24 protein-coding genes and 1 pseudogene are annotated in these 23969 nt (G+C 67.9%); 15 read left to right on the top strand and 10 right to left on the bottom strand.

The window, feature by feature from the left end; genetic code table 11:
- Positions 1-9 precede the first annotated feature (9 nt).
- From CFB35_RS24845 to speD, 3 genes are read left to right on the top strand one after another with little or no spacing between them, the layout of a single operon-like run.
- Complete coding sequence (locus CFB35_RS24845; protein ID WP_059584657.1) at positions 10-1524, top strand: DUF4178 domain-containing protein; 1515 nt, start codon at positions 10-12, stop codon at positions 1522-1524.
- Positions 1521-1670 carry a hypothetical protein gene (locus CFB35_RS35090; protein WP_155634559.1) on the top strand — a complete coding sequence of 50 codons (150 nt, stop codon included), beginning with the start codon at positions 1521-1523 and terminating at the stop codon, positions 1668-1670. The genes CFB35_RS24845 and CFB35_RS35090 overlap by 4 nt, the downstream gene beginning before the upstream one ends.
- Positions 1667-2083: an adenosylmethionine decarboxylase gene (speD, locus tag CFB35_RS24840; protein WP_059584659.1), complete on the top strand. Its 417-nt coding sequence runs from the start codon at positions 1667-1669 to the stop codon at positions 2081-2083. The genes CFB35_RS35090 and speD overlap by 4 nt, the downstream gene beginning before the upstream one ends.
- On the opposite strand, the gene CFB35_RS24835 is transcribed toward speD, so the two are convergent.
- Positions 2046-2498 (bottom strand): SRPBCC family protein, encoded by a 453-nt coding sequence (locus CFB35_RS24835; protein WP_059584660.1) that lies wholly within the window; start codon positions 2496-2498, stop codon positions 2046-2048. The two genes, speD and CFB35_RS24835, sit on opposite strands and share 38 nt — an antisense overlap.
- Before the next feature lie 191 nt (positions 2499-2689).
- Here CFB35_RS24835 and CFB35_RS24830 point away from each other — a divergent pair, with 191 nt between their 5' ends.
- Positions 2690-3730 carry a bifunctional nicotinamide-nucleotide adenylyltransferase/Nudix hydroxylase gene (locus CFB35_RS24830; protein ID WP_027789549.1) on the top strand — a complete coding sequence of 347 codons (1041 nt, stop codon included), beginning with the start codon at positions 2690-2692 and terminating at the stop codon, positions 3728-3730.
- 73 nt (positions 3731-3803) lie between these two features.
- The gene (locus CFB35_RS24825; protein ID WP_059584662.1) at positions 3804-5237 is read left to right on the top strand and encodes a nicotinate phosphoribosyltransferase; all 1434 of its coding nucleotides are present in this window, start codon (positions 3804-3806) and stop codon (positions 5235-5237) included.
- A 42-nt stretch (positions 5238-5279) separates the two neighbouring features.
- On the opposite strand, the gene CFB35_RS24820 is transcribed toward CFB35_RS24825, so the two are convergent.
- Entirely contained in the window at positions 5280-6743 is a 1464-nt protein-coding gene (locus CFB35_RS24820; protein ID WP_059584663.1) for a PLP-dependent aminotransferase family protein, read from the bottom strand.
- A gap of 124 nt (positions 6744-6867) precedes the next feature.
- Here CFB35_RS24820 and CFB35_RS24815 point away from each other — a divergent pair, with 124 nt between their 5' ends.
- Complete coding sequence (locus tag CFB35_RS24815; protein ID WP_059584665.1) at positions 6868-7755, top strand: DMT family transporter; 888 nt, start codon at positions 6868-6870, stop codon at positions 7753-7755.
- A 130-nt stretch (positions 7756-7885) separates the two neighbouring features.
- On the opposite strand, the gene lysA is transcribed toward CFB35_RS24815, so the two are convergent.
- On the bottom strand, positions 7886-9133 hold the full coding sequence (lysA, locus tag CFB35_RS24810) for a diaminopimelate decarboxylase (RefSeq protein WP_060011804.1): 1248 nt from the start codon (positions 9131-9133) through the stop codon (positions 7886-7888).
- Positions 9134-9241: 108 nt separating this feature from the next.
- Between lysA and CFB35_RS24805 the strand changes: the two genes are divergently transcribed.
- Entirely contained in the window at positions 9242-10156 is a 915-nt protein-coding gene (locus tag CFB35_RS24805; protein ID WP_059584668.1) for a LysR family transcriptional regulator, read from the top strand.
- Between the two features lie 60 nt (positions 10157-10216).
- Complete coding sequence (locus tag CFB35_RS24800; protein ID WP_059584669.1) at positions 10217-10816, top strand: GNAT family N-acetyltransferase; 600 nt, start codon at positions 10217-10219, stop codon at positions 10814-10816.
- A 111-nt stretch (positions 10817-10927) separates the two neighbouring features.
- On the opposite strand, the gene CFB35_RS24795 is transcribed toward CFB35_RS24800, so the two are convergent.
- Positions 10928-11506, bottom strand: coding sequence for a DUF4142 domain-containing protein (locus CFB35_RS24795; RefSeq protein ID WP_059584671.1), 579 nt, complete (start codon positions 11504-11506; stop codon positions 10928-10930).
- 385 nt (positions 11507-11891) lie between these two features.
- Positions 11892-12515: an HAD hydrolase-like protein gene (locus tag CFB35_RS24790; RefSeq protein ID WP_059584673.1), complete on the bottom strand. Its 624-nt coding sequence runs from the start codon at positions 12513-12515 to the stop codon at positions 11892-11894.
- Positions 12516-12676: 161 nt separating this feature from the next.
- Between CFB35_RS24790 and CFB35_RS35460 the strand changes: the two genes are divergently transcribed.
- Positions 12677-13120: a GNAT family N-acetyltransferase gene (locus CFB35_RS35460; protein ID WP_059585105.1), complete on the top strand. Its 444-nt coding sequence runs from the start codon at positions 12677-12679 to the stop codon at positions 13118-13120.
- A gap of 57 nt (positions 13121-13177) precedes the next feature.
- Positions 13178-13396, top strand: a complete 219-nt coding sequence (locus tag CFB35_RS35455; protein ID WP_006480837.1) for a DUF1653 domain-containing protein — start codon at positions 13178-13180, stop codon at positions 13394-13396.
- A gap of 23 nt (positions 13397-13419) precedes the next feature.
- On the opposite strand, the gene atpC is transcribed toward CFB35_RS35455, so the two are convergent.
- Together atpC and atpG are read right to left on the bottom strand one after the other, a co-directional pair.
- Positions 13420-13878, bottom strand: a complete 459-nt coding sequence (atpC, locus tag CFB35_RS24780; RefSeq protein ID WP_059584674.1) for an ATP synthase F1 subunit epsilon — start codon at positions 13876-13878, stop codon at positions 13420-13422.
- A gap of 10 nt (positions 13879-13888) precedes the next feature.
- The gene (gene atpG / locus CFB35_RS24775; protein ID WP_059584676.1) at positions 13889-14758 is read right to left on the bottom strand and encodes an ATP synthase F1 subunit gamma; all 870 of its coding nucleotides are present in this window, start codon (positions 14756-14758) and stop codon (positions 13889-13891) included.
- A gap of 122 nt (positions 14759-14880) precedes the next feature.
- Between atpG and CFB35_RS24770 the strand changes: the two are divergent.
- The 5 genes and pseudogenes from CFB35_RS24770 to fabI all read left to right on the top strand — a co-directional run.
- Positions 14881-15879, top strand: a pseudogene (locus CFB35_RS24770) (phosphate acetyltransferase); the annotation flags it as partial.
- Positions 15880-15889: 10 nt separating this feature from the next.
- Positions 15890-17098, top strand: coding sequence for an acetate/propionate family kinase (locus tag CFB35_RS24765; protein ID WP_059584677.1), 1209 nt, complete (start codon positions 15890-15892; stop codon positions 17096-17098).
- Between the two features lie 8 nt (positions 17099-17106).
- Positions 17107-18228: an alpha/beta fold hydrolase gene (locus CFB35_RS24760; protein ID WP_059584679.1), complete on the top strand. Its 1122-nt coding sequence runs from the start codon at positions 17107-17109 to the stop codon at positions 18226-18228.
- 71 nt (positions 18229-18299) lie between these two features.
- On the top strand, positions 18300-19391 hold the full coding sequence (locus CFB35_RS24755) for an IS630 family transposase (RefSeq protein WP_059625722.1): 1092 nt from the start codon (positions 18300-18302) through the stop codon (positions 19389-19391).
- Positions 19392-19419: 28 nt separating this feature from the next.
- The gene (fabI, locus tag CFB35_RS24750; RefSeq protein ID WP_059584681.1) at positions 19420-20181 is read left to right on the top strand and encodes an enoyl-ACP reductase FabI; all 762 of its coding nucleotides are present in this window, start codon (positions 19420-19422) and stop codon (positions 20179-20181) included.
- A 60-nt stretch (positions 20182-20241) separates the two neighbouring features.
- On the opposite strand, the gene CFB35_RS24745 is transcribed toward fabI, so the two are convergent.
- The 3 genes from CFB35_RS24745 to uppS all read right to left on the bottom strand — a co-directional run bounded on the left by CFB35_RS24745 (position 20242) and on the right by uppS (position 23693).
- Positions 20242-21453, bottom strand: a complete 1212-nt coding sequence (locus tag CFB35_RS24745) for a winged helix-turn-helix domain-containing protein (protein ID WP_089465689.1) — start codon at positions 21451-21453, stop codon at positions 20242-20244.
- A gap of 336 nt (positions 21454-21789) precedes the next feature.
- Entirely contained in the window at positions 21790-22869 is a 1080-nt protein-coding gene (locus tag CFB35_RS24740) for a terpene synthase (RefSeq protein ID WP_059584684.1), read from the bottom strand.
- A 53-nt stretch (positions 22870-22922) separates the two neighbouring features.
- Entirely contained in the window at positions 22923-23693 is a 771-nt protein-coding gene (gene uppS / locus CFB35_RS24735; RefSeq protein ID WP_059584686.1) for a polyprenyl diphosphate synthase, read from the bottom strand.
- Between the last annotated feature and the right edge of the window lie 276 nt (positions 23694-23969).

The following is a 23969-nucleotide window of genomic DNA, read 5'->3' as shown; positions in this document are numbered from 1 at the left end:
GCGTCGCGCATGTTCCGTACCTCGTGCCCCCAATGCGGCGCGCCGGTCGAGTTTCGCTCGGCCGCGGCGGTGATGGCCGTCTGCACGTTCTGCCGCAGCACGCTGCTCAAGCGCGGCGCCGACGTCGAGCGTATCGGCGAACTGGCCACGGTGCTCGACGATGCATCGCCGATCCAGATCGGCACGGCCGGGCGCTACGGTAACCGCGTGTTCACGGTGCTTGGCCGCCTCCAGATGACCTACGACGCCGGTGCGTGGAGCGAATGGTACGTCGTGTTCGACGACGGCGCGTTCGGATGGCTGTCGGATGCGTCGGGCCAGTACGCGATCACGGTGCGCGAACCCGACGATGCGGCAGGCCGAGCGTGGCCCGCATTCGGCACGCTCGAACCGGGCATGCGGATCGACCACGGCGGCCGCGCGTATCTGGTGTCCGACGTGCGTACCGCACGCTGCACGGGCGGCGACGGCGAGCTGCCGTTCCGCGTCGATGCCGGCTGGGAAGCGCGCGTCGTCGACCTGCGCACCGGCAATGCATTCGCGACCTACGACTATTCCGACGCCGAGTCGAACGGCGGCATCCCGGCCGTCTATTCGGGCGAGGCGCTGGAATTCGATGCGCTCGCGTTCACGGGCTTGCGCGATAGCGAAAACGATATGCGCGAGAAACGCGGCGCGGAGATGGTGCCGTTCGCGTGCCCGAGCTGCGGTGCGCCACTGTCCTATGCGCCGAACGTGGCCGACTACGTCGTGTGCGGCAACTGCCATGCGGGTGTGCAGTGCACGGCCGAGCAGCAGACCGTGTTCGCGGCGCAGCGCAAGCTCGAATCGGTGAAGGGCGCGCTCGAACTCGGCGCGATCGGCACGTTCGACGGCGTGAAGTACACGGTGATCGGCATGATGCGCTGCAGGGTGCCGGGCGACGCCGAGACATGGGACGAATACCTGTTGCTGAACCCGAAGCGCGGCTTCCTGTGGCTGGTGCAAAGCGAGGGGCGCTGGGAGCGCGTGCAGGTGCTCGACCATTGGCCGACGATCGGCGGCGAATCCAGCGTAACCGATGGCGGCAAGACCTACCGTTTGCGCGAGGAATACGAATCGGAGGTCGTCTACGTGGTCGGGGCATTCAACTGGCGCGTGCAGGCGGGCGACCGCACGTCGATCGTCGACTATGGCTGGCAGAAGGACAAGCTGACGCGCGAGCGCAGTGATGCGGAGATCGTCTGGTCGCGTGCGCGGCCGCTGTCGGGCAGCGCGCTCGCCGAGCGTTTCGGCACGCCGGCGCTTGCGACAGCCGTCGCGGCTGCCGCGGGCGCCACCGAATCGACGGGCCTGTTCGGCAGGAAGGGGCCGCACAGTTTCGCGCCGCTGCCGTTCATGTTCAGCGCGTTGCTCGTGATCTTCAACCTGGGTTCGCTGTTCTCGTTTACCGGACGCTCCGTCTACGTGCTGGTCGGCCTGCTGGTGCTGTGGCTGCCGGAATGGCTGTGGGCGCGTTTTGCGTCGGACGGGGGCAACGCGTGATCCGGTACATCCTTTACGGCATCTACGGCCTGATCGTCGTCACGCTGTTCAGTTGCGCGTCGATCGGCGGCGGCGGTTCGGGCGGCGGCGGGTGGGGCAGTTCTTCCGCGCGCAGCGGCTACTCGTCGTACGGGTCGCACAAATGACCGCGCGCGACGGGATCGCACCGCCCTGCGCGGTGCTCGGCTCGCACGTGCTGGCCGACCTGGCCGGCATCGACGCGGCGCTGCTGCGCGACGCCGCGCGGCTCGAGGCGATCCTCACCGACGCGGCGCAACGGGCCGGCGCGCGCGTGATCGGCGCGCACTTCCACCATTTCGGCGGCGAGCATGGCGTGACGGGCGTCGTGCTGCTGGCGGAGTCGCACATCACGATCCATACGTGGCCCGAGCATCGTTTCGCGGCCGTCGACGCGTTCATGTGCGGCGCGGCGCGCGCGGCCGATGCGGTCGAGGCGATCGCCACGGCGCTCGGCACGCATGCGCAGGTTCGGCAGCAGGTGGCGCGCGGGGGTGCGCCGATCAGCGCGGCAGCGCTTCGGCTTCGGCCCAGCGCTTGAACGAATCGAGACGCCGGCGCGTCTGCACGAGATAGAACGCGCCGATCAGCGGCTCCAGCAGCCAGCGCAGCCACGACGGCTGCGCCCGGAAGTGGTACGTGAACTTCACCTCGGTCGACCCGGGCGTGTGCTCGGTGAAGTTCCAGCTGCCGCTGAAGCGTTCGAGCACCTTCGGTCCTTCGACCATTTCGACGGCGGCGACCTGCGGCGGACGGTACGAGATGTAGCGCGACACCATCGTCGCGCCCGACCGGCTGCGGCAGAACGCGTCGACGCCGACGTCGGCGGTCGTTCCGTCGGGCAAATACGCATCGATGAGGAAGTTGTCCCACACGAGCCGCCGGCCGTAGTCCTGCGACCACGTGAAGAGGCGCCTGCGATCGACGTCGACGGTCCGGCTGACTGAGATCCTCATGAGGGCGGGCGCCAGGTTGCGGATTGGGATGAAATCGAGTGTAACGCGCCAATAAACGGTGTTTCGTCAGACTTCGTCAAGTCGAGTGCGAGCTCGACCCTGCTCGATTGACGTACCCCGGGATTTCCCCTAGGATTCACTTCAACCCTTCGGGACAGACCCGGAGCGTTTCAATCTCTTGAGGGAGCCTCATGAGTACGCAACAGAACCGGCGCTTCGACGCGCTCGTTTTCATTGGTCGTTTCCAGCCTCCGCATCGTGGTCACCTGAACGTGCTGAAGTCGGCACTGAGCCGGGCCGAGCGCGTGTGCGTGCTGATCGGGTCGACCGACAAGCCCCGCACCATCAAGGATCCGTTCTCGTTCGACGAGCGCCGGCAGATGCTGGCTTCGCTGCTCGACGCGTCCGAGCGCGATCGCGTGACGATCGCGCCGCTGCAGGATTCGACCTACAACGACGGCGACTGGGTGCGCTGGGTGCAGGACGCGGTTGCCTCCGCGCTCGGCGACGTCGCGCAGCGCAAGGTCGGGCTGATCGGCCACGAGAAGGACGCCACGTCGTACTACCTGCGGATGTTCCCGCAATGGGAGCTCGTCGACGTCGACGCGACGGAAGACATTTCCGCGACCGAAATCCGCGACCAGTATTTCGCCGAACGAACCAACAGCTTCGTGCAGTGGGCCGTGCCGGAACCCGTGTTCGGCTGGCTCGAGCGGTTCCGCACGCAGCCGGAATTCGCGCAACTGAAGTCGGAAGCCGAATTCATCGCCGCGTATCGCAAGGCGTGGGCGGCCGCGCCGTATCCCGTCACGTTCGTGACGGTCGACGCGGTGGTCGTGCACTCGGGGCATATCCTGCTCGTGCGCCGCCGCAGCGAACCGGGCCGCGGCCTGTGGGCGCTGCCGGGCGGTTTCGTGAACCAGGACGAACGGCTCGATGCGGCCTGCATCCGCGAATTGCGCGAGGAAACCGGGCTCAAGCTGCCGGAGCCGGTGCTGCGCGGCTCGATCAAGGATCGCCAGGTGTTCGATCACCCGACGCGCTCGCTGCGCGGCCGCACGATCACGCATGCGTGCCTGTTCAACTTTCCGACCGGCGAGCTGCCGCGCGTGAAGGGCAGCGACGACGCCGACAAGGCGCGCTGGGTCCCGCTCAACGAATTCGCGCAGATGCGCAACGTGATGTTCGAGGATCACTTCGACATCGCGTATCACTTCCTGGGGAAGCTGTGACGCGCTGATTCCCCGCATCCGGTCCGCCGCGACAGACGCGGCGGCACTTCAACGGCCTAGAGGAGCTCTAGCCATGCAAAACGTTCCCGGCGGCTTTGCCGCGGTTCTCGCCAATCCGATTCTCAACACGGATTCGTACAAGGCTTCCCACTTCCTGCAATATCCGCCGGATGCATCGGCGATGTTCTCGTACGTCGAATCGCGCGGCGGCCGCTACGACCGCACGCTGTTCTTCGGCCTGCAGATGCTGCTGAAGGAGTATCTGTGCAAGCCCGTTACGCACGCGATGATCGACGAGGCGCGCGATTTCTTCACCGTGCACGGCGAGCCGTTCAACGAAGCCGGATGGCGCCATATCGTCGAACGCCACGACGGCTACCTGCCGGTGAAGATCCGCGCGGTGCCGGAGGGGTCGATCGTGCCGGTGCACAACGTGCTGATGACGGTCGAATGCGACGATCCGCAGGTGTTCTGGCTCGCGTCGTATCTCGAGACGATGCTGTTGCGCGTCTGGTATCCGGTGACGGTGGCGACCCGCAGCTGGCACCTGCGGCAGACGATTCGCCGCTTCCTCGACAAGACCGACGACGATCTCGCGCAACTGCCGTTCAAGCTGCACGACTTCGGCGCGCGCGGCGTGTCGAGCGCGGAATCGGCCGCGATCGGCGGCGCCGCGCACCTCGTGAGCTTCATGGGTTCGGACACGGTGCTCGGCGTGCTGGCCGCGAACCGCTTCTATCGCGAGCCGATGGCCGCGTACTCGGTGCCGGCGGCCGAGCACAGCACGATCACGTCGTGGGGGCGCGAAGGCGAGGCCGATGCGTACCGCAACATGATCGCCCGCTTCGGTTTGCCGGGCGCGATCGTATCGGTCGTGTCGGACTCCTACGATCTGTTCGCCGCGCTGGAGATGTGGGGCGGCCCGCTGCGCCAGGCGGTGATCGATTCGGGCGCGACGCTCGTCGTGCGTCCCGATTCCGGCGACCCGGTGACGATCGTGCTGCAAACGGTGCGTGCGCTCGACGCGTCGTTCGGCTCGACGGTGAACGGCAAGGGGCGGCGCGTGCTGAACCGCGTGCGCGTGATCCAGGGCGATGGGGTCGACGAGCAGTCGATCGAAGCGATCCTCGTCGCGCTCGACGAGGCCGGCTACGCGGCCGGCAACGTGGTGTTCGGCATGGGCGGCGCGTTGTTGCAGCGCGTGAACCGCGATACGCAGCGCTTCGCGATGAAGTGCTCGGCGATCCGGCGTGGCGACGTATGGCATGACGTCCGGAAGGACCCGGCCACCGATCAGGGCAAGCGCTCGAAGAAGGGGCGGCTCACGCTGCTGCGCAATCGCCGCACCGGCGAGTATCGGACGGTGACGCTGCCGGTTGCGTGGGACGATCGCACGCTGGAAGGCGAATGGGACGAAGCGCTCGAGACGGTGTTCGACACCGGCCGTCTGCTCGTCGATACGTCGTTCGCCGAGGTGCGGGCGAGGGCGCACGCGGGCGAGGTGTGACGCGGGCGGCGGGGTCTCCCGCCGCCGTGCGGCCGGCTTGCGTCAATTGCCGGCCGGCACATCGCCGCGCGCCACCACTCGCGCCGCCTCCATCGCGCGCGCCAGTGCATCGAACACCGCCGGCCCCTTGCAGCGCGACACGTTGAAGCGCATGTACGACGTCGCGCTGCGCGACGCGCTGAACACGTCGCCCGGCGCGAGCACCACGTCGTGGTCCAGCGCATGACGTGCGACGCGCGCGGCATCGAGCCCGTCCGGCAATTGCGCCCACACGAACAACCCGCCGCGCGGCTCGGTCCAGATTTCGAGCCCGGCCCGTGCGAGACGCCGGATCGTTTCGCCCATCGCATCCGCGAGACGCGCGCGCAGGCTGTCGAGATGGCGCCGGTACGTACCGTCGATCAGCAGCCGGTGCACGACGTTCGCGCCGATTTGCGCGTTGCCGAACGACGTCGCGAGCTTCAGGTCGACGAGCGCGTCGATCCATTCCGGGCGCGCGGCGACATAGCCGCAGCGGATCGCGGCCGACAGCGTCTTCGAGAAGCTGCCGATCGACACGACCCGCCACAGCCCGTCGAACGCCGCGAGGCGCGGCGCGGGCGTGCTCTCGAAATCCGCGAAGATGTCGTCCTCGACGATCAGCAGCCCGTGCTCGGCCGCGAGCGTCAGCAGCCGGTGCGCGACGGGCGGCGCGAGCGTCGCGCCGGTCGGGTTGTGCAGCGCGGCGTTGGTGATGTACAGGCGCGGCCGATGCTCGGCGAGCACCTGTTCGAAGCGCACGAGATCGGGGCCGTTCGGCGTGAACGGCACGCTGACGATCCGTGCGCGGTGCGCGCGCAGCAGCGCCTGGAAGTTGAAGTAGCACGGATCGTCGAGCACGACCGTATCGCCGGGCTCCAGCAGCAGGCGGCACACGAGGTCGAGCGCGTGCGTGCCGCCGTCGGTCAGCATGATCTGCGCGGGTTCCGCGTGGACGCCGTGCTGCGCGAGCCGCCACGCGAGCTGCTGGCGCAGCGCGGGCAGGCCGAGCGGCGTCGCATAGTCGGTCAGCGCGTCGGATTCGTCGCGCGACACGGCGCGCAGCGCGCGACGCAGGCTTTCGTCGGGCAGCCACGACGACGGCAACCATCCGCAGCCGGGCTTCACCGACGTCGGCGCCGCTTCGAGCGACTGGCGCGACAGCCACAGCGGATCGAGCTCGCGATCGAGGCGCGGGCCGAGCTCCGCGAGCGCGAGCGGCGGGGCGTGGCCCGACACGTAGAAGCCCGAGCCGCGCCGGGCGACGAGCACGCCTTCGCTCGCGAGCCGCTCGTACGCATCGACGACCGTCGATTTCGATACGCCGAGCGCGTCGGCCATCATCCGGATCGACGGCACGCGCGCGCCGGGCATCAGCGCACGGCTCGCGATCCGTGCGCGCAACGTGTCCATGACGGTTTCCACGCGCGTGCGCGACGGCGCGGGCGGAGCGGGAATCGGGACGGGAAGCGGGGCGGAATGGCGCATGGCGAACGATGAACTGTACGGCCGGTTGTCCAGTACAGTTTGTCTGAATTGTATTGGGCTGTAGCTTACGCCGTTTTGGCCGGCGGCGGATCATCGGTCATCCCCTTTCCAATCAGGATCGACCGTGCAAAAGACGACCGACGGATGGCTCAGCGGCTTGCTGGGCGTCATCATTTTCAGTGGCTCGCTGCCCGCGACGCGGGTCGCGGTGCAAGGGCTCGACCCGCTGTTCCTCACGTTCGCCCGCGCGACGATCGCCGGCGCGCTCGGCCTGCTGCTGCTCGTCGTGCTGAAGCAGAAGCGGCCGTCGCGTGCCGAGGCCGTGTCGCTGGCCGTCGTCGCGCTCGGTGTCGTGGTCGGTTTTCCGTTGCTGACGGCGCTTGCGCTGAAGCACGTGACGTCGGCGCATGCGATCGTGTTCGTCGGGCTGCTGCCGCTCGCGACCGCGCTGTTCGGCGTGTGGCGCGGCGGCGAACGGCCGCGGTTGCCGTTCTGGATCTTTTCGATCGTCGGCAGCGGCGCGGTGGCCGCATTTGCGCTGCGCAACGGCGGGCAGGCGTCGGTGGTGGGCGATGCGCTGATGCTGGCCGCGATCGTGGCGTGCGGGCTCGGTTATGCGGAAGGCGCGCGCCTGTCGCGCGAGCTCGGCGGCTGGCAGGTGATCTCGTGGGCGCTCGTGTTGTCGTTGCCGCTGATGCTGCCGCTCACGTGGCTGACCTGGCCCGCGTCGTTCGACGGCGTCGATGCCGCCGCGCTGTGGGGGCTCGCGTACGTGTCGCTGTTCAGCATGTTGATCGGCTTCGTGTTCTGGTATCGCGGGCTCGCGCTCGGCGGGATCGCGGGCGTCGGCCAGTTGCAGCTGCTGCAGCCGTTCTTCGGCTTCCTGCTCGCGGCCGGACTGCTGCACGAGACGGTACCGCCGTCGATGGTCGTCGTGACGGTCGTGGTGGTGGGCTGCGTGGCGGGCGCGAAGTATTTCTCGAAGATGGCGCCCGTGCAGCGCGCGGGTTGACGCAGGTACCGCGGCTTGCCGGGCATCGCGCTGACATCACCCGGTGCGCGGCTGGCGGCGACCCAACGCAACGGCCAGGCCGCCGGTCGCGGCAAGCCTGGTCGTGGGCGTTCGCCACGCCGGACGCGGATTACTCGAACGTTTCGAGCGCGAGCAATTCGCCGATCGTCTGCCGGCGGCGGATCAGCCGTGGCGTGCCGCGATCGACGAGCACTTCCGGCGCGAGCGGCCGGCTGTTGTAGTTCGACGACATCGACGCGCCGTACGCGCCCGCGTCGTGCAGGAACAGCAGGTCGCCGATCTGCGGCTGCGCGAGCTTGCGGTACGTGACCACGCCGCCTGCATCCTGCGTGAACACGTCGCCCGATTCGCACAGCGGCCCGGCGATCGCGAGGTCGACGAGCGGCCGGCCGGCAGGCAGCGCGCCATCGTGCGCGTGCACCGACACCGCGTGGTAGCTGCCGTACATCGACGGGCGCATCAGATCGTTGAAGCCCGCGTCGATCAGCACGAAATCGTGCTTCGGCCGACGGTTGACGGCCTGCACTTCGGTGACGAGCGTGCCGGCTTCCGCGACGAGAAAGCGGCCCGGTTCGATCTCGATGCGCACCGGGTGGCCGAGATGCCGTTCAATGCGCTTGCGCGCGGCGTCCCACTGGCTGAAGTAGTGGCCGACGTCGACGCGCGGCTCGCCGTCGCGATACGGAATCGACAGGCCGCCGCCGGCCGAGATCGCGTCGATGTCGTGGCCGAGCGACGTGACGAGATCGACCATCGCATCGCACACCTGCGACAGGTGGCCGTAGTCGACGCCCGAACCGATGTGCATGTGGATGCCGACCAGCTTCAGCCCGTACTGGCGCACGATCTCGATCGCGCGCGGTACGTCGTCGATCCAGATGCCGTGCTTGCTCTGCGGGCCGCCGGTGTTGGTCTTGTTGCTGTGGCCGTGGCCGAAGCCCGGGTTGACGCGCAGCCACACGCGGTGGCCGGGCGCGTGCTCGCCGACGCGCGCGAGCATGTCGAGCGAACCGGCGTTCACGGTCACGCCGTGCTTGAGCACCGCCGCGAGCGTCGGGCGGTCGATCAGGTCGGCCGTGAACACGACGCCTTCCGGCTCGCCTGCCTCGCCTGCCGGACTGAACCCCGCCGCGAGGCTGCGCTCGATCTCGCCGAGCGACACGGCGTCGACGCACGCGCCTTCCTCGCGCATCAGCTTCAGGATATGGACGTTCGAGTTCGCCTTCTGCGCATAGCGGATCACGTCGAACTGGCGCAGTTGGGCGATGCGGTCGCGGATGACGTCGGCGTCGTACACCCACAGCGGGGTGCCGTATTGCTGCGCGAGCGCTGCGAGCTGGCGGGAATCGAGGGACATGGCGGATGAGTCGGATCGAATGAACGGATAGCCGGATGATGCGCCTGATCGGCTATACAGTAAAATGCCTATATATCGATACTCGATTCATTTCTGATATATACGATCATGCTGACGCACCGTCATATCGAGGTTTTCCGCGCGCTGATGGTCACCGGCAGCACGACCCGGGCGGCCGAGATGCTGTACACGTCGCAACCGACGATCAGCCGCGAGCTCGCGCGGATGGAGCAGGTCGTCGGCTTTGCGCTGTTCGAGCGCGCGCACGGTCGGCTGCGCCCGACGATGGCCGCACTCACGCTGTTCGACGACGTGCGGCTCGCGTATGTGGGGCTCGAACGCGTCGCGGCGACGGCCGCGCGCCTGCGCGAGTTTCGCGACGGGCAATTGTCGGTGATCGCGCTGCCCGCGTTCTCGCATGCGATCCTGCCCGGTGCGTGCCGGCGCTTTCACGACGCGCATGCGGGCGTCAGCGTGTCGGTCGCGACGCAGGAGTCGCCGGTGCTGGAGGAGTGGTTGACCGCGCAGCGTTACGACCTCGGGCTGACCGAGCACGACGTCGCGCCGGCCGGCACCGTGCTCACGCCGCTGCTGGAAGTCGACGAGGTGTGCGTGCTGCCCGACGGTCATCCGTTGCTCGCGCAGGACGCGATCGACCTGCTGGATCTCGCCGACCGTCCGTTCGTGAGCCTGTCACTGAACGATCCGTACCGCGTCCTGATCGACGAGGCGTTCGCGCAGCTCGGCGTCGCGCCGCGCTCGGTGGTCGACACGCCGTCGGCCGTGTCGGTATGCGCGTTCGTGCGGCAAGGGCTCGGGGCCGCGATCGTCAACCCGCTCACGGCGCTCGATTTCGTCGGCCGCGACCTGCACGTGCGGCCGCTGACGCGTTCGTTTCCGTACCGCGTCAGCCTGATCGTGCCCGAGCACCGGCCGAAGAACCTGCTCGTCGACGCGTTCGCCGATGCACTGCGCGGCGAAGCGAAGGCGATCCGCCGCCGGCTCGCCGCACACCTCGGCTAGCGGCATCGCCGTATGATGGGCGCTGCACCGCCATCGCCGTCATTTCTCCGGAATCCCGTCATGACCGACGCATCGTCTTTCCTCGAACAACCGACCCTTACCGGCGAACGTGTCGTCCTGCGCCCGCTCGACGCATCCGATCGGCAGGCGCTGCTGGACGCCGCGGCCGACGGCGCGTTGTGGAACCTGAAGGTCACGGTCGTGCCGGGTGTGCAGACGGTCGACGCCTACATCGATACGGCGTTGCAGGGGCGGGCGGCCGGCACCGTGATGCCGTTCGTGATCGTCGATCGCGCATCGGGCCGCGCGATCGGCAGCACGCGCTTCTGGAAGATCGATCGCAAGAACCGCAAGCTCGAGATCGGCCATACGTGGCTAAGCGAATCGGCGCAGCGTACGCGTGCGAATACCGAAGCGAAGTGGTTGCTGCTGGCTTATGCGTTCGACACGCTGCAATGCGTGCGCGTGCAGTTCACGACGGACGAACTGAACGAGCGATCGCGCGCGGCGATCCTGAGGCTCGGTGCGAAACAGGAGGGCATCGTGCGTCACGAACGGATCATGCCGGATGGCCGCAAGCGCAACTCGGTGCGTTTCAGCATCATCGACGACGAATGGCCGGAAGTGCGGGCGCGGCTCGAGGCGAAGCTGGCGACGTAACGCGGGACGCTTGATGCTTGACGTGCGTCGCGCGGCCGGCAGCGGAGGCGGCCGCGCGACGGCGGGGGAAACGGTGCGCCGCGCACGTGGCGCGGCGCGGCATCGCAGCGGTTACTGCGCCGATGCGAGGTGATGACGCTGCGCGAGCTTTTGCGCGTCCGCGTAGTGCGCCTGCAGGATCGGCAGCGCCTGGCGGGCGACTTCCTTCAGCTTGGTGTCGCGGCCCGACGCGATTTCGGCCTGGAACGCCGAGATCGCCTTCTGCTGGCCGGCGAGCGCGACCTGTTCGATATACGCCTTGTCGAACTCGGCGCCGCGCAGGCTCTTGATGCTGTTCAGCACGGTCGTGTCGGGGTCGTTGGCCGGCACGTCGACGCCGCGCGGGCTCGCCGCGCGCATCGCCTGGATGATCTTCGCATCGTCGGTCGACACGCGTTGCGCGAATGCCTTGACCTGGCTGTCCGACGTGCGCGAATCGGCGATGCGCGCGGCGTCGTGCTGCGTCGACACGGTCTTCGTGCCGTCGGTGATGAAGGTCTGGTCGGCTTCGTGGATGCGCGTCGCGGTCGCGGCCGGCGCGGCCGATGCGCCGGGCGCCGGCTGCGCGGTTTGCGCGGTCGCCGTCACGGCGACGAGAAGCAGGCCGGCGGCAGACAAGGCAACGCGCGAAATGTGGGGGAAGCGGTTCATGGGGACCTCCTTTCGATCGGGGCTCTGGTTGAAAAACGGATCGTGCGATCCGTCGCTGTGCGAGAGAGACCGGGCGCGCCCGGACCGGAGTCGACCGCCGCTCTGCCGCGGCGTCGGTCGAAGTGTTTCCCGGCCCGACTGATTCTAGGAGAGCGGTCGGGTAGCAGGTGCAACCGTGCTGTGGCTTGTGTAACGGTTGGTAAGACGATTCGGTCGGCATGCGCGCAGGCAGGTAGCGCGTACCTGATGCGCATGCCGTGGCGGCAATTTTTGCGTGCGCGTGGCGCATGCAATGCATGAGATGCGCGTGCGTGTCATCGGCATTTGACGGGCGTGATGGCGTCGCGCGAGTGGGCTGCGTCGGTGCGTGGCGTGCGTGAAAGCGCTATACGCGCTCGAGCAGCGCATCGAGGCGCGGCAGCAACGGCATCGCGCAATGCGCCTGCAACGCGTCGGGCGCCGTGTAACCCCACGCGACGCCCTGGAACGCGATACGTGCGCGCCGTGCCGCGTCGGCATCGCGGATTTCGTCGCCGACGTACAGCACTTCGTCGGCGCGCACACCGGCCTCGCGAACGAGCGCGCGCAGCCGGCGCGCCTTGCCGAACAGCGGAATGCCGCATGCGAAATGGTCGACGCGCGCGCCGGCATGCGGGCCGAGCCGGTCGCGCACGATTTCCTCGGTGTTCGACGTGGCGATCGCGATGCGGATGCCGCGCGCGGCGAGCGCGTCGAACGTTGCGTCGACGCCCGGAAAGAGCCGCACTTGCGCGGCGCGCGGCCGCATCAGGCGGCGCATGTCGATCGTTACGCGCGGCACTTTCCACATCGGCACGTCGAGCGCGCGGATGATTTCGCGCGCCGACATGCCGCGCAGCGCCGGGCGCAGTTCGGGCGTGGCGTCGCGAAAGCCGTGCAGGCGTGACGCTTCCGACAGCGCGGCGAGAAAACTGTCGAGCGAATCGGCGAGCGTGCCGTCGAAGTCGAAGGCGATGAGGCGGTAGGTCATGAAGCAGCGTCGCGGGTTTATTGGGCGGATCCCATTGTCGCCGAATCGAGGGTGGGCAGTGCGGCTGTTCGTCCACGGCGGACCCTGGTACCCCTTGTCCCCCACCCGACAGCGCGGTATCGTCGATGGTCCGCCTTCCGCCCCCGAACCGGAGAACCGACGTGCCCGCAGCCACCTCCGCCACGCTGAGATTTTCCACCGACAAGCGCGAACTCGACGTCGACGCGATCTTCGACTTCCTGCATCGCGATGCATATTGGTCGCAGGGCATTCCGCGCGACGTGGTCGAGCGGGCCATCGAGGGTTCGCTGTGCTTCGGCGCGTATGTCGGCGGCCGGTTCGTCGGTTTCGCGCGGCTCGTCACCGATCATGCGACGTTCGCGTACCTGTGCGACGTGTTCGTGCTGCCGGCCGAACGCGGCAACGGCTACGGCCGCGCGCTGATCGACCATATATTCGCGCAGGAGTGGGTGCAGCGCCTGCGCCGCATCATGCTCGTGACGACCGATGCACACGAACTGTACCGGCCGGTCGGTTTCGGTCCGTCCGCGAACCCCGAGCGGCTGATGGAGATTCGCCGCCCCGATATCTACACGAAACGCTGACGCGCGGCGCAGCGCATACAATACGCGCTTTCCGTTCTTGCCGAAGAGAAGCACACCATGACCGAACAGGAAGCCGAACAGCTCGCGACGCACCGCCACTACAAGGGCGGCCTGTACCGCTACATCGGCGTTGCCCGCCATTCCGAAACCGAGGAATCGGTGGTCGTCTACGAGCATCTGTGGCCGCATGCGCGCGGCCTCTGGGTGCGGCCGGAAGCAATGTTCAACGGCAATCTCGAAGACGGCACGCCGCGTTTTCGCAAGCTGCGCGACTGAGCGGGCGGCGCCTCAGCCGCCGTCTAGCCGGCGCCGCCCGGCTTGTCGTGCGGCGCCTGTTGCCGCAGCGCCATCGCAAAGAAGCGCCGGATTTCATCCATCAGTTCCGCGCGGGCCGACGCGAAATCGAACGCACGCCGGTTTTCGTGCGCGTAGCGCCGGCGCCAGTCGTCGGCCGCATGCCGCGCTTCGCGTGCGCGCAGATCGTCGAGTTCGGGCGTGCGCAGCGCGTGATCGGCGATCAGCGTCACGCCTTCGCGGCTGACTTCCAGCACGCCGCCCGCGACGAGCAGGCGGCGATGCTCGCCGGTCGGCGCATCGACGAGCATCACGACGCCCGGCCGGATCCGCGTGAGCAGCGGCGCGTGGTGCGGGTAGATCCCCAGTTCTCCACTTTCCCCCGGGACGACGACGAAATGCGCGTCGCCGGCATACAGCACCGCTTCCACGCTCACGATGTCGAGCCGCATCGACGTCTTCATGCGTACTCCTTCAGACTGCCGCCGCGCCGGCGACGATTTCGCACAGCTCGGTGGTGATCTGCGCCTGTCGCGTCTTCTGGTACAGGTGCCGCAGTTCGCGCAACACGCGGTCGGCGTTGTCCGTCGCGGTCTGCATGCTGAACATCCGCGCGCATTGCTCGCACGCGTAGTTTTCGACGACGGCCTGATAGAGCGTCGCCTCGACGTAGCGCAGCAGCAACGTGTCGACGACCGGTTTGGGCGCGGGCTCGTACAGATAATCGGACGCGGCCGCGCCGTCGGTCGGCGCGCCGGTGTCGAGCCCCGCGATCGGCAGCATCGCGTCGATGCGCGGCTCGTACGCGAGCGGGCTCGTCAGCCGGTTGTACGCGACGTGCACTTCGTCGAGCTCGCCGTTGACGAACGCGGTCAGCGGCACGAGCAGCGCCCCGAGCAACTGCTCGAAGTGCGGCTCGGCGGCCAGGCCGCCCGCACGGGCCGCGATGGTCGCGCCGTGGCGCAGCAGCGGCGCGAGGCCGCGCGCGCCGATCACGCTCAGTTCGCAGGCGACGCCGGCCCGGTCCCAGCGTTCGAGCGCATTCACGCATTCGACGAGCAATCGCGCATTGAGCGGGCCGCACAGCCCGCGATCGGTGCTGACGACGATCAGGCCGACGCGGCGTACGGTATCGCGGCGCGCCATCAGCGCCGATACGTGGTCGGGGCGGTCGCGCAGCACGCGTTCCGCCATCGCGCCGATGCGCGCCGCGTACGGGCGGAACTCGCGCGCGCGTCGCTGCGCGCTCGCCATCTTGGTGCGCGCCATCATCTCCATCGCCTTGGTGATCTTGCGCGTGGACGAGGTGCTGGCGATCTTCGCGCGGATTTCGCGTGTGTGCATGTCAGGGGGGGAGGCGTCGCGGCCATCCGGATGTCATCGTGCGACTTCATGCTATCGGGACTTCACCTGAAACGATTGACTGAAATCAAACGACTTCGCCCGGTCCCGCACCAGAATCCGTTCACGTGATCCTTGCGAAGGGGCAGCCGATGACCGATGTACGCACGCATCAGAAATACGAAGCGCTGATCGCGCGTTGCCGCGCATTACGCCCGGTGACGGTCGCGGTCGCGCATCCTTGCGACGAGGTATCGCTGCACGCGGCGGCCGCCGCCGCTCGGGCCGGCATCGTCGTGCCCGTGCTGGTCGGCCCGGTGGCGCGGATCACGATGCTCGCCGCGACGCTGGGTATCGACCTGTCCGGCTATCGGCTCGTGGATGCGCCGCACAGCCATGCGTCGGCGGCGCGCGCGGTCGAACTGGTGCGCGCGGGCGACGCGCAGGCGCTGATGAAGGGCAGCCTGCACACCGACGAGTTGCTGGCGGAAGTGGTGCGCGCCGATACGGGGCTGCGCACCGGGCGGCGCCTGAGCCACGTGTTCATCATGGACGTGCCGACTTACCACAAGCCGCTGTTCATCACCGACGCGGCCGTCAATATCCGTCCGACGCTCGAGCAAAAGGCCGACATCGCGCAGAACGCGATCGATTTCGCGCATGCGCTCGGCATCGCCCGGCCGAAGGTGGCGATCCTGTCGGCGGTCGAGACGGTCAGCTCGAAGCTGCCGTCGACGCTCGACGCGGCCGCGCTGTGCAAGATGGCCGAGCGCGGCCAGATCACCGGCGCGCTGCTCGACGGGCCGCTCGCGCTCGACAACGCGATCAGCCCGGAGGCCGCGCGGCTCAAGCATCTCGGTTCCGCGGTCGCGGGCGATGCGGACATCCTGCTCGTGCCCGACCTCGAGGCCGGCAACATGCTCGCGAAGGAACTGACGTTCCTCGCGAATGCCGATGCGGCCGGCATCGTGCTCGGCGCGCGCGTGCCGGTGATCCTGACGAGTCGCGCCGACAGCGAACGCACGCGCCTGGCGAGCTGCGCGGTCGCGGCGCTCGTCGCGGCGGCGGCGCGCACGACGGCGGCACCCGTGGCCGCGCCGGCGGTTGCGGTTGACGCACACTGACGGGGCCGCGATGCGACATCCCGTCCTGGTGCTCAACGCCGGCTCGTCGAGCCTCAAGTTCTCGGTCTACGACACGCGCGAGGATCGTTCGCTCGATGCGGGCCTGCACGGGCAGGTCGAGAACCTGCATGACACGCCGCATCTGTTCGTGGCCGACGCGCACGGCACGACGCTCGCCGACAGCCCCGTCGCGCAACCAGGGCATCAAGGCGCGATCGAGGCGCTGCACGCGTGGTTCGCGGCTCATGTCGGGCGCGAGGCCGCGTTCGACGGCGTCGGGCACCGGGTCGTGCATGGCGGCCCGTATTTCACCGCGCCGGTGCGGATCGATGCGCGCGTGCTCGATGCGATCGCGTCGCTTTCGCCGCTCGCGCCGCTGCACCAGCCGCATCACGTCGACGCGATTCGCGCGGTTGCGGCGGTCGCGCCGAACCTCCCGCAGGTCGCGTGTTTCGACACCGCGTTCCATTCGACGGTGCCGGCGCTCGAACGGGAGTTCGCGCTGCCGCGCGCGCTGACCGAGCAGGGCATCGTGCGCTACGGGTTTCACGGGCTGTCGTACGAGTACATCGCGACGGCGCTCGCGGCCCTCGATCCATCGTGGGGGCGGCACCGGACGGTGATCGCACACCTCGGCAACGGCGCGAGCCTGTGTGCGCTCGCGAACGGCCGCAGCGTCGCGACGACGATGGGGTTCACGGCCGTCGATGGGCTGCCGATGGGCACGCGCACGGGCGCGCTGGACCCCGGCGTGATCCTGTACCTGCAGCGTCACGCAGGCCGGTCGCCCGACGAGGTCGAGCATCTGATCTATGCCGAATCGGGCTTGCTCGGCGTGTCCGGCGTGTCGAGCGACATGCGCACGCTGCTCGCGAGCGACGCACCGTCGGCCGCGCACGCGGTCGAGCTGTTCGCCTATCGAGCGGCCCGCGAACTCGCCGCGCTGGCCGGCGTGCTCGGCGGCCTCGACACGCTCGTGTTCACGGCGGGCATCGGCGAGCACGCGCCGCGCGTGCGTGAACGGATCTGCAGCCGTGCGGCGTGGCTCGGCATCGTGCTCGACGACGCGGCGAACGCCGCTGGCCTGCCGGTGATTTCGGGCGACGCGTCGCGCGTGACGGTGCGCGTGATCCCGACCGACGAGAATCTGATGATCGCGCGGCACACGCGCCGTGTGCTGGACGACGCGATCCCTTCCACGCCGTATCCGACCCGGTGAGACCTTCGATGACAGCACGCGACACGCTTTCCCCTGCCGCCAGCGCTCTCGCGCTGCCGATTTTCTGGCCGATGGCCGCCGCCAACGCGATGTTCGCGGCCGGCGCCGAGATCGCGGCGCGCAATCTCCGCTTCCTTGCGGAAGAGGAGAAGCTCCATTTCGAAGCGCATCCGGCGCTGGCGTCGCCGAACCGGCCGTTGCTGGAACTGCGCACGATGACGTTTCGCGACTATTCGGCCGCGCCGGCGCACGGGCTGCCGACGATCGTCGATGCGCCGTACGCGGGGCACAGCGCGATGATCGCCGACTACCAGCCCGGGCAGAGCCTGATGCAGACGCTGCGCGAGCACGGCGTGACGCGTCTGTACCTGACCGACTGGCGCTCGGCCACCGAGGACATGAAGGATCTCGAGATCGACCAGTATCTGGCCGAACTGAACGTGTGCGTCGACGAACTCGGCGGCCGCGTGAATCTCGTCGGGCTGTGTCAGGGCGGCTGGATGTCCGCGATGTACGCGGCGCGTTTCCCGCACAAGGTCGCGAGTCTCGTGCTGGCCGGCTCGCCGATCGACACCGACGCGGGCGACGGCCCGATCAGGCAGATGGTGCACACGTATCCGACGTCGTTCTACGAGGAACTCGTCACGATGGGCGGCGGGCTGATGCGGGGGCGCTTCATGCTGCGCGGCTGGAAGAACATGCATCCCGACCAGCACTATCTCGCCGAGCACGTCGACCTGTACGAGCATCTCGACGATCCCGAATACCTGCGCAAGCGCGAGGTGTTCGCGAACTGGTACGAAAGCCCGATCGACCTGCCGGGGCGCTGGTACCTGCAGGCGATCGTGCAGATCTTCAAGGAGAACCGGCTCGCGAAGGGCACGTTCGTCGCGCTCGGGCGCACGCTCGACCTGAAGAATGTCACGTGCCCGGTCTATCTGCTCGCCGGCGAGGCCGACGACATCACGACGCCGGAGCAGGTGTTCGGGGCGCGCGATCGTCTCGGCACGCCCGCGTCGCGCATCGAGAGCCGGCTCGTGCCGGGCGGCCATATCGGCCTGTTCATGGGGACGCGCACGCTGAAGACGGTGTGGCCGGACATCGCGCAATGGATCGCGGCGCAGCGCTAGTGTCCTGTTCCGTTGTTAACTGGTCTATCTTCGCGTAGCATGTTGACGTCAACGGAACGGGAGACGTCAGCATGGCGATGGGACGACCGAAGGCGGAACTGGTGCTGAGCGAAGACGAGCGTTCGCAACTGATGTCGATCGCGCGTTCTCGCTCGATTTCGGCTGCGCTGGTCTCGCGGGCGCGTATCGTGTTGGCGGCTGCGGACGGCGAGCCCAACAGCGCGATCGCGCAGCGCCTGCAACTCACGCGTGCCACGGTGGGCAAGTGGCGTCTGCGGTTTCTGGAGCAGCGAATCAACGGACTCTACGATGAAGTACGTCCCGGCAAGCCGCGTACCATCGACGACGAGCGGTTGGCCCAACTGATTCACAAGACCCTGCACACGAAGCCGGCAGATGGATCCACTCATTGGAGTGTGCGCACGATTGCCGCCGAAACCGCCATCTCGCCGACAAGCGTGCACCGTTACTTCAAACTGCTGGGCCTGCAGCCGCACCGAAGTGAAAGCTTCAAGCTCTCGACCGATCCGTTCTTCATCGAGAAACTGCGCGATGTGGTCGGCTTGTATCTGAGTCCACCGGAGAACGCGCTGGTGCTGTGCGTGGACGAGAAGAGTCAATGTCAGGCGCTCGAGCGTACACAACCCATGCTGCCGATGGGTTTCGGCTACGTCGAAGGCGTTACTCACGACTACGTCCGTCATGGCACCACGACGTTGTTTGCCGCCCTGAATGTCCTCAATGGCGCCGTGCTCGCTACCTGCAAGCCGCGCCATCGACATCAGGAATTCCTGTCGTTTCTGCGCGAAATCGACAAGGCCGTGCCAGCCGAACTCGACGTGCACTGCATCGTCGACAACTACGGCAGTCACAAGCATCCGAAGGTCAAGGCGTGGCTGGCGGCACGCCCCCGCTGGCATATGCATTTCATTCCCACCTACAGTTCGTGGCTCAACCAGGTCGAACGCTTCTTTGCGTTGATCACCGACAAGGCGATTCGTAGAGGCTCGTTCGGCTCGGTCAAACAACTGGTCAAGCGAATCGATCAATTCGTTTCCCACTACAACGAAAACTGCAAACCGTTCGTCTGGACCGCGTCAGCCGATTCCATCCTCGAAAAGCTGCATCGACTTTGCTCGCGAATCAGCGGAACAGGACACTAGGCCGGCGCGGATCGTTACGGAGAGCGACATGACGTTGCGACACAAGCGCGGGCTCGTCGTCGGCATCGCGAACGAACAGAGTATCGCGTGGGGATGCGCGCGCGCGTTTTGCCGGGCGGGCGCGACGCTCGCGGTGACGTGGCAGTCCGACAAGACCCTGCCGCACGTCGAGCCGCTGTTCGCGCAACTCGACGCGCCGATCCGGATGGCGCTCGACGTCGGGCGGCCGGACCAGATGGCGGCGGTGTTCGACGCGATCGCGGCGCAATGGGGCGAGATCGACTTCGTGCTGCATTCGGTCGCGTATGCACCGAAGGCGGACCTGCACGGCCGCGTGGTCGACAGTTCGCCGGAAGGCTTCTCGCTCGCGATGGATACCTCGTGCCATTCGTTCATCCGGATGGCGCGGCTCGCCGAGCCGCTGATGACGCGCGGCGGGAGCCTGATGGCGATGAGCTATCTCGGCGCGGAGCAGGTCGTCGCGAATTACGGGGTGATGGGGCCGGTCAAGGCCGCGCTCGAAGCGAGCGTGCGGTATCTGGCGGCCGAACTCGGCGGCGCGGGCATTCGCGTCAACGCGATTTCGCCGGGCGTGTTGCCGACCCGCGCGGCGTCGGGCCTGCCGGACTTCGGCCGGCTACTCGACGACACCGCGCGCCGGGCGCCGCTGCATCACGCGCTGGACATCGACGACGTCGGCGCGTTCTGCGCGTTTCTTGCCGGCGACGGTGCACGGGCGATCACGGGCGGTACGCACTATATCGACGCCGGCATGCACATGCTCGGCTAGGGTCGACGCAAGCCCGTTATTGGCGTGAACAGGGCTTGACGCGCCGGCTGCACGCAGCGCTCAGGTGCGCGCGAATGCCTGCACGAGGGCCGGCGGCGCGTGGGCGACCGTCACCTCCGGCGTGCCGTGCCACGCCGCGAGTTTCTTCACGGCTTTCGCGACGTCGGCCGCGAGCCCGGCGCCGAAGCGCACGCCCGGCTCGACGTGCACAGCCTTCAGTTCGAACGTGCCGAGCGTGCGATGCGCTTTCGCATCGACGCGGCCCACCAGCCGGCCGCGATGCAGCACGGGCAGGCAGAAATAGCCGTAGCGCCGCTTGTGCTCGGGCGTATAGCACTCGATCGTGTAGTCGAACCCGAACAGCGTCGACGCGCGCCGCCGGTCCCAGACGACCGGATCGAACGGCGACAGCAGCGTCGTGACCGTCGAGCGCAGCGTGTCGGCCGCGGCGGCCGGCAGCAGCGCATCGAGCGAGCGATGCACGTAGGCCGGCTCCTTCCAGTCGTCGATCCGCACCGGAATCAGGTCGCCGGCCTCGGCGAGCCGCTCCAGCTCCGCGCGGTACGAGCGGCGCGGCAGCCGATAGTAGTCGGCCACCCAGTCCGCGCGCACGACGCCGAGCGCGCGGCACGTGTAGTCGAGCAGCGCGGGCAGCACGGTCTCGCGCGGTGGCAGGTCGCGCGCATCGTCCCAGTCGGGCAGCACGCGTTCGCGCACGTCGTACACGCGCTGGAAATTGCGGCGCTCCGACACCATCAGGTCGCCCGTCGTGAACAGCACTTCCAGATGACGCTTTTCGGGCTTGCGATCCCACCACCCGTTGCCCTTCACGCCGTTTTCGCGTGCGAAATCGGCCGACCGCACCGGGCCTTCTTCGCGAATCCGCGCAAGCAGCCGTTCGATCTCCGGACGATTCTGCTCGTGCCATTCGGCCGCGTATTTCCAGCCCATTCCCGACGGGTCGAGCATCTTGTAGCGCATCAGCCCGAACTGCTCGATCGGCAGAAAACACGCTTCGTGCGACCAGTATTCGAACAGGCGCGCCTCGGCGAGATGTTCGTCGAGCCAGTGCGGCGGGAAATCGCCGAGACGGCTGTACAGCACGAGATACGGGCTGCGCGCGACCACGTGGATGGTGTCGATCTGCAACTGCGCCATCCGGCGGATCGTGTCGAGCACGTCGGACTTGGTCGCCTTGCGGCGGGGTGGCGTGAGCAGGCCCTGTGCGGCGAGATGCAGGGCGCGGGCGGCGGCGGACGAAAGCGTGAGCATCGGCAGGACGGTCGAGGGTGGCGATCGGGAACCACTTTAGCGCGAAAGCGGCGTGCGCGTGCGACGTGCGGTTGCAACGCGTCTGACAATGGTTGACAGATACGTTTCGCAAGTTTCCCTATAGTGCGGTTCATGGCGCGACGACACGTGCGCGCAACGATTCCGCTTCCGACGCACATATGTCCATGGCACGCAGGAAGCGAATCCGGGTTTCCCAACCCCCATCGGGAGACCCGGAGCCCTGAGCGGACATCCATGCGGCTATGCACCGGCCCCGTGTGGATGTCCGCTGATTTTTTTGTTTTTCCGGTTTTCCGTCCATTGCCGCGCGACAGGTCATGCCGCGGCGCTCGTCTGTCCGGGCCGCAGCGCGCGGGACAGGTCGTAATGTTTCGCCGCGCCGTAACGCGGCGAACCGAAGTGCCAGTCGTAGTTGCCGCGAATGTACGTCCGGGCCTCGTCGAGCAGGCGCAGCGACGCACGATCGTCGGTGCGCGCGCGCACCTTTTCTTCCAGATCGAGATAACGCGCCAGATAGCCGTTGTGGATGTCCGCCGCCGCGTCGAGCGCGGCCTGCGGCGAGAGCCCGCGTTCGTGTATCAGCACGCACACGAGATTGCTGCTCGATTCGCCGGCTTCCTTCGGATACGAGAAGATGTCGTTGCACAGGCACAGGATCGCGTTGGACAGCCTGCGCAGGCGCTCGACCGCTTCGTCTGCGTAGAACGCGGCCGGCGCTTCGTAGCCCGCGGCGATATCGATCAGCGCGAACGCACCTTCGCCGCAGCCGTTGTACGTGCGACCGGACAGGTATTCGGCCTCGCCGGGCACGACGTCGGTCGCGAACCGGCCGGCTTCCCACAGCGTCGAGAACAGGAACGTCATCATCCCTGCCACCCAGCGGGCGTACTGCACGCGCGTGGACACGGCGGCGATACGCGCGCATATGTCCTGCGTCGCGCGTTGCAGGGCCGGCAGGAACGCGGCCAGGTGCGGCAGGCGCGCCGCCAGCGCGGCGCGCAGCGGCGCCGGATCATGGCCGGTCGGATCGGCGATCATCTCGTAGAGCCACAAGTAGAGCGCACCGAGCTCGCCCGGGGCGCGCGCGACGCCGTGCAGGCTGCACAGGCCGTCGTCGATCGCGAAGATCCAGCCGTAAGCGCGGGCGGTCGTGCACAGTCCGTCGAAGGACGAATGCGCATAGACGCGCGCGCAGTATTCGCCGACCTTGCCGTGACGGATGCCGTGCGCCCAGCGCGGATCGTCGAGCAATCCGTGGCTGTTCATCCACGCGTGAAGGTCGGCTTCGGCGCGCTCGGCATCGGGATGCACGGGTGTTTCGAACGGGTGGAACAGGTGCGGCAGCACCAGCGTGGGCGCCGCGGCTTCGGCGGCAACGGTTTCGACGGTGGACATGGCGTACCTCGCGGATGGCGGGTGACAACAGGTGTCGTGAGGAGCGCGCCGGGCTACTTGCCGAACCGGCGCGCGCGCTTGCCGTACGCATCGATGGCCTGTTCGAAATCGTCGCGTCCGAAATCGGGCCAGCACGTCGGCGTGAAATAGAACTCGGAGAAAGCGGTTTGCCACAGCATGAAATTCGACAGGCGCTGTTCGCCCGACGTGCGGATCACGAGGTCCGGCTCAGGCTGGCCGGCCGTATACAGCCGGCTCGCGATCGACTCCGGGCTGAGTTGCGCGAGCAACTGATCGACGGTGCCGGCCGCGACGTGCTCCGCGATCAGCGAGCGGACTGCGTGCAGCAGGTCGAGGCGGCCGCTATAGGCGACCGCGATGTTCACGTCGAGCCCGCGCGCGCGGGCCGTGCGTTGCTGCGCGGCGCCGATGCGCTCGGCCGTGGCGGGCGGCAGCTGCGTCAGGTCGCCGATCACGTGCAGGCGCCAGCGGCCGCTGGCGGCGAGCTCGTCGAAGACGTCGGCGATCACGGCGAGCAGGCCGCGCAATTCCCCGGCGTCGCGCTGGAGATTCTCGGTGGACAGCGGCCACAGCGTCACGAGCGGGATCCCGGCTTCCTCGCACCACGACAGCAGCGCATGCACGTTGCGTCCGCCGGCCCGATAGCCGTCGGCGGCCGGCAGGCCGAGGCGCTCCGCCCAGCGCCGGTTGCCGTCGAGAATGACGGCAAGATGGGTCGGCAACGGCGGCCGGGCCGCATCCGGTTCAGCGGGCGAGTCGATGGCGAATGTTTCCGGCGCGCGCAGAATCAGCTCTCGAGTCATGGAGACTCCTTCGAGGCGAGATAGCGATCGAAACGTGAAACAGCGGATGGGATGGTTATCGCGACTGCTGCAATCCGGCGGGGGGATTCTGTTCGCGCCGATGCGAGCGACCATTATCGATCAATGGATTTCGGATTATCAAGTCGTTCGCATGCACGATATCGGGGCGCCCGGGCGCGCAAGCGGCCGCGCAGGCGTGGCGCGGCGCCGGCGGATATCGAAAGCGGTGATGCGCGATCGATTTTCGAGCCGATGTTATTTGGGCAAGGGGATTCG

The organism is Burkholderia sp. AU16482, from assembly GCF_002223285.1.
Taxonomy (GTDB): Bacteria; Pseudomonadota; Gammaproteobacteria; order Burkholderiales; family Burkholderiaceae; genus Burkholderia; species Burkholderia semiarida.
This window is presented reverse-complemented; position numbering and strand designations above follow the sequence as displayed.

Bases quoted from the DNA above. Each gene is read 5' to 3' on its own strand.
- CFB35_RS24845 (WP_059584657.1), top strand. From the start codon at position 10: ATGTTCCGTACCTCGTGCCCCCAATGCGGCGCGCCGGTCGAGTTTCGC.
- speD (WP_059584659.1), top strand. From the start codon at position 1,667: ATGACCGCGCGCGACGGGATCGCACCGCCCTGCGCGGTGCTCGGCTCG.
- CFB35_RS24835 (WP_059584660.1), bottom strand. From the start codon at position 2,498: ATGAGGATCTCAGTCAGCCGGACCGTCGACGTCGATCGCAGGCGCCTC.
- CFB35_RS24830 (WP_027789549.1), top strand. From the start codon at position 2,690: ATGAGTACGCAACAGAACCGGCGCTTCGACGCGCTCGTTTTCATTGGT.
- CFB35_RS24825 (WP_059584662.1), top strand. From the start codon at position 3,804: ATGCAAAACGTTCCCGGCGGCTTTGCCGCGGTTCTCGCCAATCCGATT.
- CFB35_RS24820 (WP_059584663.1), bottom strand. From the start codon at position 6,743: ATGCGCCATTCCGCCCCGCTTCCCGTCCCGATTCCCGCTCCGCCCGCG.
- lysA (WP_060011804.1), bottom strand. From the start codon at position 9,133: ATGTCCCTCGATTCCCGCCAGCTCGCAGCGCTCGCGCAGCAATACGGC.
- CFB35_RS24805 (WP_059584668.1), top strand. From the start codon at position 9,242: ATGCTGACGCACCGTCATATCGAGGTTTTCCGCGCGCTGATGGTCACC.
- CFB35_RS24800 (WP_059584669.1), top strand. From the start codon at position 10,217: ATGACCGACGCATCGTCTTTCCTCGAACAACCGACCCTTACCGGCGAA.
- CFB35_RS24795 (WP_059584671.1), bottom strand. From the start codon at position 11,506: ATGAACCGCTTCCCCCACATTTCGCGCGTTGCCTTGTCTGCCGCCGGC.
- CFB35_RS24790 (WP_059584673.1), bottom strand. From the start codon at position 12,515: ATGACCTACCGCCTCATCGCCTTCGACTTCGACGGCACGCTCGCCGAT.
- CFB35_RS35455 (WP_006480837.1), top strand. From the start codon at position 13,178: ATGACCGAACAGGAAGCCGAACAGCTCGCGACGCACCGCCACTACAAG.
- atpC (WP_059584674.1), bottom strand. From the start codon at position 13,878: ATGAAGACGTCGATGCGGCTCGACATCGTGAGCGTGGAAGCGGTGCTG.
- atpG (WP_059584676.1), bottom strand. From the start codon at position 14,758: ATGCACACACGCGAAATCCGCGCGAAGATCGCCAGCACCTCGTCCACG.
- CFB35_RS24765 (WP_059584677.1), top strand. From the start codon at position 15,890: ATGCGACATCCCGTCCTGGTGCTCAACGCCGGCTCGTCGAGCCTCAAG.
- CFB35_RS24760 (WP_059584679.1), top strand. From the start codon at position 17,107: ATGACAGCACGCGACACGCTTTCCCCTGCCGCCAGCGCTCTCGCGCTG.
- CFB35_RS24755 (WP_059625722.1), top strand. From the start codon at position 18,300: ATGGCGATGGGACGACCGAAGGCGGAACTGGTGCTGAGCGAAGACGAG.
- fabI (WP_059584681.1), top strand. From the start codon at position 19,420: ATGACGTTGCGACACAAGCGCGGGCTCGTCGTCGGCATCGCGAACGAA.
- CFB35_RS24745 (WP_089465689.1), bottom strand. From the start codon at position 21,453: ATGCTCACGCTTTCGTCCGCCGCCGCCCGCGCCCTGCATCTCGCCGCA.
- CFB35_RS24740 (WP_059584684.1), bottom strand. From the start codon at position 22,869: ATGTCCACCGTCGAAACCGTTGCCGCCGAAGCCGCGGCGCCCACGCTG.
- uppS (WP_059584686.1), bottom strand. From the start codon at position 23,693: ATGACTCGAGAGCTGATTCTGCGCGCGCCGGAAACATTCGCCATCGAC.